This is a genomic window from Pirellulales bacterium, from assembly GCA_036499395.1.
In the GTDB taxonomy this organism is placed as follows: domain Bacteria; phylum Planctomycetota; class Planctomycetia; order Pirellulales; family JACPPG01; genus JACPPG01.
Genome location: DASYDW010000141.1, coordinates 1 through 8,524, shown reverse-complemented (window position 1 = coordinate 8,524; position 8,524 = coordinate 1). Strand labels below are relative to the sequence as shown.

Here is an 8,524-nt window from a genome sequence, read left to right as displayed (position 1 = left end):
GGTATGGGGACCGGCTCACACGGAAGACACGCAATATCTACGGGTCTATATCGGCCAGCTACGGCAGAAGGTGGAAGACCATCCCGACGATCCTCGGATTATTTTGACTGAGCCGGGAATTGGGTATCGGATTGCCGAAGGATAACGCAGTTCACTCCAGCAGCAAACCGGCACAGAATTTTTTGATCGCTTGTTCCAGCGTCGCATTTCGGCAGCGAGGGATTGCGCTTGAGGCCGGCGCGCGTGCGTTTCAACACTTCTTTGCGTGCGCCGAATATTGGACCTTCCCCACTGAACCATTTTTCATCGCGGTACCGTTGCCACGATCAGCTCGCGATGTGGCCTGCACAGGCGCGGGCGAAGAGGACCGACATTGGGTCGATGCCTGCGCGCAGCTTTTCGTCGTCGAGCTTGCGCCAGTCGAGCGGCGGCAGTTGCCGACCTAGAGTCAATTTGCTGACTCGCAACTCGCGAGCGCGTCGTTATCCCGTCGACGATGTTGGTGTCGGCGTAAAGTACGGCGTAGTTGTCTGACAACTCAAAATTATTTGGGTTCGTTTGGCCAAAATCGAAATACATGCTTATAAAAAGGATTTTTATCCTATAATGGTATTTCATCGTCGTTGTACAAATCGCCGACGATCGACCCTTCGAAGGAGGATTGATCGAGGTCGCAAGCGACCGGGGGCGGCAGTGGCTTTGCCGCCGCGCCATAGCCGTCATTTTCCTGAGTTGGAGGGTGATATCTGCGAGGCGAGACATGGGCTGGTCCTAACGATTTCGATTCCAAGTTTTTCGGCGTGCCAACAGGTATGGGACGTCCCTTGTCCGCCGGGAAAGGCGATCACCAAATCCGGTTTGCCCTCCCGTAACATTCGCTCGTTTCGGATAAGGGCCGCATGGCGGCCTTCGTTTGCCCAGTCCGCTGGATACTCGACGAGATCCAGACCACGAGCGCGAGCCCATTCACCAGCAATATGATCGACGCCCCGCGCGTCACCTTCGATAACAGTCATGAAATTAAATTGCGCATGCAGTCGATCGAGTTCCGAAAAAACGAAATCGACATCGCTAAATTCACGGCCGCCACAAACAAGCACTTTCAATACGTAGCCCTCTTTAAGCAGTCCGAACTCGTCGCTTCAGTGACAACGCCAGCTAATATAGTACGGCTTCTGCTGTTGAGAAAATTGCGGTGTTCGTTTCTGCCCGTTACTACTCGCTTACGCTCTTGCGAATGGCCTCAGCGCACGCGGTGTCAAATGCCCGAACCGCAAATTTGCGACGCGAACGCGCACGACGCTCGTAGCGGTCCATCGCGGCCAACTTCTCGGCGAGGCCGCTCATGACTTTAACGAATTTCCCCGGAGTGTTGATTGTCTCGCGCAAGCGGGGATCCGGGAGCTCGTCAAAGATCCCAAACTCGTATTCGCGTAACCACTTTTCCTCCCGGAAGGTAGGCGTCATCCTGCGATACTTCGGATCTTTCAGGGCCTGCGCCACGACGTGATAACGCGCATGCAGGATACGCATTACATCAATGTGGGCGGCCGCCACAGAGGCGGCTAACTCGGACCGTTCGGCACTTGCGTCATCACCGGCAATTTTACGCGCAAGCGTCTTGATGTCTTCAGACCAAGCCGGATCAGCGAGTACGGGCAAGGATAATCCATGCCGTTGGGCGTTACGGGACGCCCGCGCTTTGCCGGTAGCCGTGCGCGGGCCCGTACTCGCCTGAGCGTTGGCTCGGTTAGCTTGTGTCCTCCTGTCGCTACTCACTCGGCAGCCTCGCTATTGGGATAACCTTCTTTCGGCTCATCCTCGTCCGCCGCCTCGCTAGTCTCAAGCTGGGTTGCTTCGGATTCAATCTTTGGTGGCGATTCAAGCTCAACAAACTCAGCGTCTTCGATCTCCTTGGTCGCTTCACGCAGCGCCTGCGCTAGCATGCTCCGCCGCCGATCAAGTTCGCGCAAGGTCACGTGGCGCCGGCTCTCGGAGGCCATGATCATCTGATCGATGCGCTCGATTTTGTCGATGATCTCCACCAAGGTCTGCGCCCTAACCGTCTCCATCGATAGTTTCTCGGCCTTAAGCAGCCCCTCGATGTGTTTAAGAGTACCGGGTTTTTGCATGGGCGAAGCCGCCATCAAGCGATGTACATCGACGACGGAGCAAACAGTTTCGAGAACAGGCCGCAAGCCTTTGTACATATTCGCATTGATCAATTCGGCTTTGTGGCGACGCAGGCGCAACGTCTCCCAGAACAGATCGGCGCAATCCCGGACCGACATTTCGTCGATAACGTCAATAGGCTTCACAGCGTCACGAATTTGCTTCAACAACGCGCTGTATGCTTTTTCATCTTCCCCCTCAAACAAGGGCGGAGGCCCGAACATCGATGTGACAGGAATGTTCTTACAGGTACGATTTATAGATTTCTTGGCCATGGAGCTTTCCCTTCATTCACGTGAGAACGTGGTACTTCGCTTCGACGGCTATTCATGATGGTGTCAAAAGATATCCCGGAATTTTGAGTTTATGCACAGTGGGTAGGCCGACACCACCTACCGGCGCCTGAAAATGCAGGCTGGCAAAAACGGAGTGTCAAAAAATCCATCTGAAAAGTGAATGATACAGTTGACGGATTTTTTCGCACCGCTCGATGCGGCCTGGCGCGCCCAAAGAATTGTTTCGTAACGGCAGACTTTTGGCCGCAGGAATTCGATGGAACTCATCCTGAGAGATTTTACTTGCCGCTCTTGCGCAGCCGAACGCCGGCTCCGCCGCCGTTCTCGACGATAAATTCGATCCCTGCATGTTCTAAGGCGGAGATAAGCTTTTCTGTTGTGCCAGTTCGACCACCTAAAGGGCCCTCCGCAGCCTCAAGGCGCTTTACTGTCGGAACCGAAACCTCAGCGAATTTTGCCAGATCATCCTGAGACCAACCGAGCAGCGCCCGAGCTGCCTTTATCTGCCTAATTGATACTTTTAGTATTGACATTGAAGTGCCTACAATTGATACTATTCGTATCGATTAGGTAAGGGCTACTGTTGCTTTTCATGAAGGGAAAGCACGGCTCGGTGTCCTCGCCAAGGGGCGCTTCAACCCGATCAATATGAGGAGAGGCAGATGAGTATCGAGTTCGCAGCAATCCACTACCAAGCGGTCCGAGACCGTATCAAAGCCCGGGACCCGGATATCGACGAGCAAACCCTCGCCGACACTGTCGAAGGTTTGACAACGCTGCCCGATATTGTCGAGGCGATTATCCGGTCGGCATTGGTCGATGAGACCTTTGCCAAAGGCCTCAAATGCCGGATTGCAGAAATGCAAGATCGGCTTTCCCGTCTCCAGGACAGAGCCTCAAAACGTCGGCAAATCGCCAAAGACGTGATGGTCGAAATTGATCTCAAGAAGATCAATGCGCCAGACTTTACAGCGTCAGTCAGGCCAGGATTGCCCGCATTGTTGATCCTCAATGAGGAGGATGTCCCGCCAACATACTGGCAGCCGAGTGAGCCGCACCTCAATCGTCAGGAACTGGCCCGTGATCTCAAACAAGGAGTGGAGATTGCCGGCGCAACTCTCTCCGAACCTGATCCGGTTCTCAGCGTGAGGGTGCGGTGATGGGGTTCACAGCAAAGCAATTACAGGAACTCCGCCGAGATCTCGATCAGCGCTATGTCCGCACACGAGAGGTAGATGGGCGTGAGTTGTCCTTCATCGGCGGGTGGTACGCCGTATCCGAAGCCAATCGAATTTTTGGCTTTGACCGCTGGTCGCGGGAGACGATCGAATCCCGCTGCGTCTTCAATCGTGAGAACCGCGGTGTCTTCCTCGCCGTTTACGTTGCGAAGGTACGAATCACCGTAAGCGTGGGAGGTGCAACTGTCGTGCGGGAGGGCCATGGGACGGGCGAAGGCCGCGGCTCGACGCCTGGTGAGGTGCACGACATCGCGCTTAAAGGGGCTGAGACCGACGCCACCAAACGCGCTCTAGCCACTTTCGGCGACCCGTTTGGATTGTCACTCTATGAGCATGGCAAGCTGGCACAGCCTCCCAGAAAGGATCAGTCGCTTGCGCAAAAGCCTGCCGCGCCAAATCTGCGAAGCAATGCCCGCGACGATACGACCCAAATCCCACGGACCTCTACCTTCCACGGTTGTGAGAAGGACTTAGCCGCCCGTGATCAGCCGCCTAACAGTCTCGAACCTGCGCCGCAGTCTTCGCCTCTGGTCAACATGCCGATCGTGCCGGCTGTTGCGGATCTGCTGCCAGGCAAGATTGACAAGAGCGTTCTTACGATTGGCGAGCCCAAACGGCTACGGAACAAAGCACATTTACGCTACGTCGGGACCCAACCGTGCCTCATCTGCGGCCGTCAGCCGTCTGATCCCCATCATCTGCGCTTTGCCCAGCCAAGGGCGCTTGGCTTAAAAGTCAGCGATGAGTTCACGGTGCCGCTCTGCCGCGGTCATCACCGCCAGCTCCATCAGGCCGGCAATGAGGTCGCGTGGTGGGACGACTTGGACGTCGACGCGCTGGAGATAGCCAAAGGCCTTTGGGATGAGACGCACGGGCGAAAGGCGTTGCAAGACTACCAAGCCCCTCAACCCGCCAAACAGCGCCCCCACCCATGACGAGCGTAAAGCAAATCACCGCAAATCGGCATAACGCTAAAAAGAGTACCGGCCCTCGATCGCCGCACGGGAAGCTCCGGGCGCGTCAGAGTGCATTCAAGCACGGGCTCACCGCCGAAACCGTCATCGCGCTCCTTGAAAAAGCAGAAGAGTACGAAGCATTGGAGTGTGGCCTCGCGGCAGAATACGAGCCAAATTCCACTCTAGAGCGTGTGCTCGTGGCGAGGCTTGCCTCATTGTTGTGGCGGCTAAGGCGCGCGGCCGCCATCGAAACAGGCCTATTCGAAGCGCAAGCTCACTCAATCTTTGCTCGCAAGTCGGTGCACAAGAATTTTACGATGGAGAGCCATAAGTTCGAGGACCTCCCTCATCCCTCGCCGAATCTTGTTCCGGAAGAGGCGAGCGATCGACACATAGGTAAACCCGGAAAAGAACCACGGTCAGAATCAAACGCGTTGCGCCCGGGCATTAGCGAATGTTTTTTTCGCTTGCTAACTGAGCAGGGAGACCTTTTGGAACGGCTTGGACGATACGAGGCAATTTTTGGAGCCAAGCAACGCACGCTAGTGACATGTTAAAAGCTTCCGGAGGTCGGAAGTCCGGGACGCTTGCGACCGCGAACTCCTAGACGCTAATCTATCACAATGGTCAAAACGCTGCCCTTCAAAGCCTACGTTCTCAAGCAAACACCCAATTCACCCCTCGCGCAGGAGTTCCTCAAAGAGACGAAGGCCGACGCAGCATTTCCAAACGTAGGGTCTTGGTGGGATTTAAGGCTTTACCTTCTCAAGAGAGACGGCGGAGAAAAGGCCGTCGTGGCGGCCCGCGCGTTTTGGAAAGCATACAAAAAGGCCAACGTCTGAATGGAGGCAACGCCGAATAAAACGTCGCGACTTGTTCTCGCGGACGTTCGGTTAAAACCAATTATTTTTCCCGAAAGGCTCGCATGAATTGGGTCGACAGAAGTTTCACGAGATAAGAAACGATATTTGCGCTCTCCGGTTTGGATGGTGGCTTCTACCGGCATGCTTGCGACGAGTTTCATTTCGGAGCCGCATAATTTCATTATCCGGCACGACTATCGCGACCGTATAGAAAGACGCACCCGTCTTTGATCTTGCGTCACATCAACGGAAATGCGGATCACCGATCCAAGCAGTTCGGCGTGGTGCGCTGATTGAACGCGAAGAAACGCAGCAGTGCTTTTTGCCAGAAACGGACCTGGCCGATGTCTTGTGATTGAAATTTCGCTCCGACGATCATCGCTCCGGATCTCGCGGCGATCGGCATGATTGGCTCACCGGTCGTAATGGCGCCGTCTATGGTGTGGACGTTGAGCCGATGAAGCGACGCTGTCCAGCGGGCCCGGGTGTCCGTACGCTTGAGCGGGGGGAGGACTATTTTACGTTCCATCAACTCAGGAATCTTGGCCCTAACATCGGCAAGATCCTTGCAGGCCTCGGTGCTTAACTCCTTCGACCAGAAATTTTGTATGGGACAGACAGAAGGATTATTCTCTTAAGTGCTTTGAACCCACTTTTTAAAGATATCAAAAATCATTGCATATCGTGGTTGTGCCGTTGCACAACTCAAGACTCCGATAGACTCTTAGAAAAATGGGAGAATCAGCATGGTAAGCATGACCAACGGCTTTGTGCTATTGCTCTTCGGAATTCTTGTCTTTCTGGGCCGAAAGATAGGAATCGGACCATTACTCGAAATCGATGGGCGCATCTTGCAGGCGGTCGCCGTGCTCGCCCTGCTTGGGTTGACGATCTTCATTGTCGCGTCGCTACGGCGCATAGTCCAGCTATCGAACTAGCGGCATTTGGTGCCTCTGTGCTCGAGAGGGTCTGGATGTCACGGGTTTGTCAACTGAGTGCTAAGGAACGGCCGCAAACTCAAGAAATTTTGCGTCATCCGTTCGCAGATCAGAGAGACCAAGGACGCTACGAAGATTCTCTCGGATGCCTTCGATTGGTAGCGAGATAGATCTTTCAATTGCCTCGCGGCCACGGGTGATCGCCTGTCCGATTTCATTATCGGAGACGAATCGAGGAATTTCCGTAGAGTCTGCAAGCCTCGTGAAATCAATTCCTAAGCTGTGACAGTATGAGGGATGTTTAGGGCCTATAACTACTGTTATTTCATTGTCATGATGAGCAATTTGAAGGCCAAAACGGTACATCGTTTTGAGAGTTTGCGTTGCTGATCGTAAGATTTGCGAGCCCATACTGAAAAACACAAGGGCCCCTAAGGGCGAGCGGTCTAGTAGATCTGCAATCAGATGCATCACATATGCAGATGCTGTCGGATGCATTTCGCAAAGACAATGATTGGCGGTAATAACTTCTGCTGAAAACTCGCGTTCGCCATCAATGGTATAAAATTTCCACCAAGGCATGTGAATTATCGAATCGGCTGCTGCTGCGTCGGAACAAACACGCTCCGACAGGCCTCCGCGGGACAGCTGCCGCAATAGATAATGCTGGTAGAGATAGAATGCCTGCGCGATGTCGGTGGATGTGTAGGGGTGGTCACTAGCAACCAGTAGAGCCCCAACGTATCCGCTTCCGGGCCCAATCTCTAAGACGGCTGGCCTACGGTCCGGGTATAGATAGTCGATGTGTCGTTTGATGTGAATTGCATCGAGGAGGCTTGCGTGGGGTACGCGCCGTCTGCCAAAAACATTTTCAGTCATTTCTGCGGTTGCTGAGACGATTTTTTGAAAACTAGCAATTTCGTTGGTTCGCAAACCGCCTCTAAGAAATTGCAAGATTTGAGGCATTCGCAGCTCGTGCATTACCTCAGCGTAGCGGTGCAGTGAGCTTAAATCATCAACTTTGACCGGGTAACCTTCCGCGCCAAATGCTACAGCTTTCGCGGCCTCGATAAGCCGATTTGGCAAGTGCTCAAGCGCCCTCGCCTCCGCGGAATTGTAAATATAGGGCGTTAATTCCACTATCTTTAGCCTTATCCGGTTATTAGCTGCGACGACTGCCGAATGGTCGCTTGAGTAAAGAATACACGCCGCCGCCTTGCCGAATGCCAGGGACTATGCGCCACGACGTTAACTCGACGCAATCCATATCGAGGTAGATGGCATTCGGTTCGAAACCGATGATGGAGGATCACAGTCGAGGGTAATATTCAGTTAGCTTAAAAACATCGTCATTACCGATTTCCGAACACATTCTCCTTGAGCCAGTCGGCCATGTAGTTGATGCCCGCCGGCCGGTCGTCGACTTGACAATGTTCGGCCGCGCCTTCGACGTTGTCGAAGATCTTGAGGGTCTTTTTCGACGTGCCGAGCTTTTCGTAAAGGAGTTCCGCTTCGCTCGGCGGCGTGATTCCGTCGTCCTTGCCATGCATGACGAGGAACGGCGTCTTCACCTGTTGGGCGATGCCTTCGAGCGTGAACTTCTTGATGACATCCACGGCTTTATTGAAGTCGAGATCGGGGACGCCGAACACCCACGGCACCTGGAAGTGCGAGGTGGCGATAGCGCCCTTCTTCATCTGCTCCTGCGAGCGCACCAGCCACGCATGCATGTCCCACCACATCGCGCCCAGTGCGACGCCGCCGGCGTAACGCGTATCGAGTGCAGCAATGCGGGGCGCGCAGTAGCCGCCGAAGCTGTAGCCAACGATTGCAACCTTGCTCTTGTCGGTCTCTTTGCGGCCCGCGACGTAGTCGAACGCAGCCTTGCCGGGCACTTCATAGTCCCAGCGCGACGGGATCTTCTGGATGCGCAACGCTTCGCCCTGGCCTGGGCCATCGATGGCGAGCGTGTTGTAACCGCGGCGCGCGAATTCGAGGCCGCAGAATAGCGAGCTCATTTCCTTGCAGTTATCGAGGCCGTCGAACACCACGACCGTCGGC

At 54.5% G+C, this 8,524-nt stretch carries 11 protein-coding genes; 4 read left to right on the top strand and 7 right to left on the bottom strand.

Features of this window, described 5'->3' with window-relative positions; translation table 11 throughout:
- Nucleotides 1-719: 719 nt before the first annotated feature.
- From VGN12_29855 to VGN12_29840, 4 genes are all read right to left on the bottom strand, one after another.
- Nucleotides 720-1,100, bottom strand: a complete 381-nt coding sequence (locus tag VGN12_29855) for a DUF2493 domain-containing protein (GenBank protein ID HEY4313695.1) — start codon at nucleotides 1,098-1,100, stop codon at nucleotides 720-722.
- Nucleotides 1,101-1,215: 115 nt separating this feature from the next.
- Complete coding sequence (locus VGN12_29850) at nucleotides 1,216-1,662, bottom strand: hypothetical protein (GenBank protein ID HEY4313694.1); 447 nt, start codon at nucleotides 1,660-1,662, stop codon at nucleotides 1,216-1,218.
- Nucleotides 1,663-1,775: 113 nt separating this feature from the next.
- Complete coding sequence (locus VGN12_29845; protein HEY4313693.1) at nucleotides 1,776-2,447, bottom strand: hypothetical protein; 672 nt, start codon at nucleotides 2,445-2,447, stop codon at nucleotides 1,776-1,778.
- A gap of 299 nt (nucleotides 2,448-2,746) precedes the next feature.
- The gene (locus tag VGN12_29840; protein HEY4313692.1) at nucleotides 2,747-3,001 is read right to left on the bottom strand and encodes a helix-turn-helix domain-containing protein; all 255 of its coding nucleotides are present in this window, start codon (nucleotides 2,999-3,001) and stop codon (nucleotides 2,747-2,749) included.
- Nucleotides 3,002-3,130: 129 nt separating this feature from the next.
- Here VGN12_29840 and VGN12_29835 point away from each other — a divergent pair, with 129 nt between their 5' ends.
- The 3 genes from VGN12_29835 (at nucleotide 3,131) to VGN12_29825 (ending at nucleotide 5,504) form a co-directional block, all read left to right on the top strand.
- Entirely contained in the window at nucleotides 3,131-3,628 is a 498-nt protein-coding gene (locus VGN12_29835) for a siphovirus Gp157 family protein (protein ID HEY4313691.1), read from the top strand.
- The gene (locus VGN12_29830) at nucleotides 3,628-4,641 is read left to right on the top strand and encodes a Rad52/Rad22 family DNA repair protein (GenBank protein HEY4313690.1); all 1,014 of its coding nucleotides are present in this window, start codon (nucleotides 3,628-3,630) and stop codon (nucleotides 4,639-4,641) included. Before VGN12_29835 ends, VGN12_29830 begins: the two co-directional genes overlap by 1 nt.
- Nucleotides 4,642-5,285: 644 nt before the next feature.
- A complete protein-coding gene (locus VGN12_29825) occupies nucleotides 5,286-5,504 on the top strand; it encodes a hypothetical protein (protein ID HEY4313689.1) in 219 nt (72 codons plus the stop codon).
- Between the two features lie 280 nt (nucleotides 5,505-5,784).
- Here the strand turns inward: VGN12_29825 and VGN12_29820 are convergent, their stop codons facing one another.
- A complete protein-coding gene (locus VGN12_29820; GenBank protein ID HEY4313688.1) occupies nucleotides 5,785-6,054 on the bottom strand; it encodes a hypothetical protein in 270 nt (89 codons plus the stop codon).
- Nucleotides 6,055-6,271: 217 nt separating this feature from the next.
- Here VGN12_29820 and VGN12_29815 point away from each other — a divergent pair, with 217 nt between their 5' ends.
- A complete protein-coding gene (locus VGN12_29815; GenBank protein HEY4313687.1) occupies nucleotides 6,272-6,463 on the top strand; it encodes a hypothetical protein in 192 nt (63 codons plus the stop codon).
- A gap of 60 nt (nucleotides 6,464-6,523) precedes the next feature.
- Here the strand turns inward: VGN12_29815 and VGN12_29810 are convergent, their stop codons facing one another.
- Nucleotides 6,524-7,603: a hypothetical protein gene (locus VGN12_29810; protein ID HEY4313686.1), complete on the bottom strand. Its 1,080-nt coding sequence runs from the start codon at nucleotides 7,601-7,603 to the stop codon at nucleotides 6,524-6,526.
- A gap of 212 nt (nucleotides 7,604-7,815) precedes the next feature.
- Nucleotides 7,816-8,524: alpha/beta fold hydrolase (locus VGN12_29805; GenBank protein HEY4313685.1), on the bottom strand; the 709-nt coding region annotated here is incomplete at its 5' end.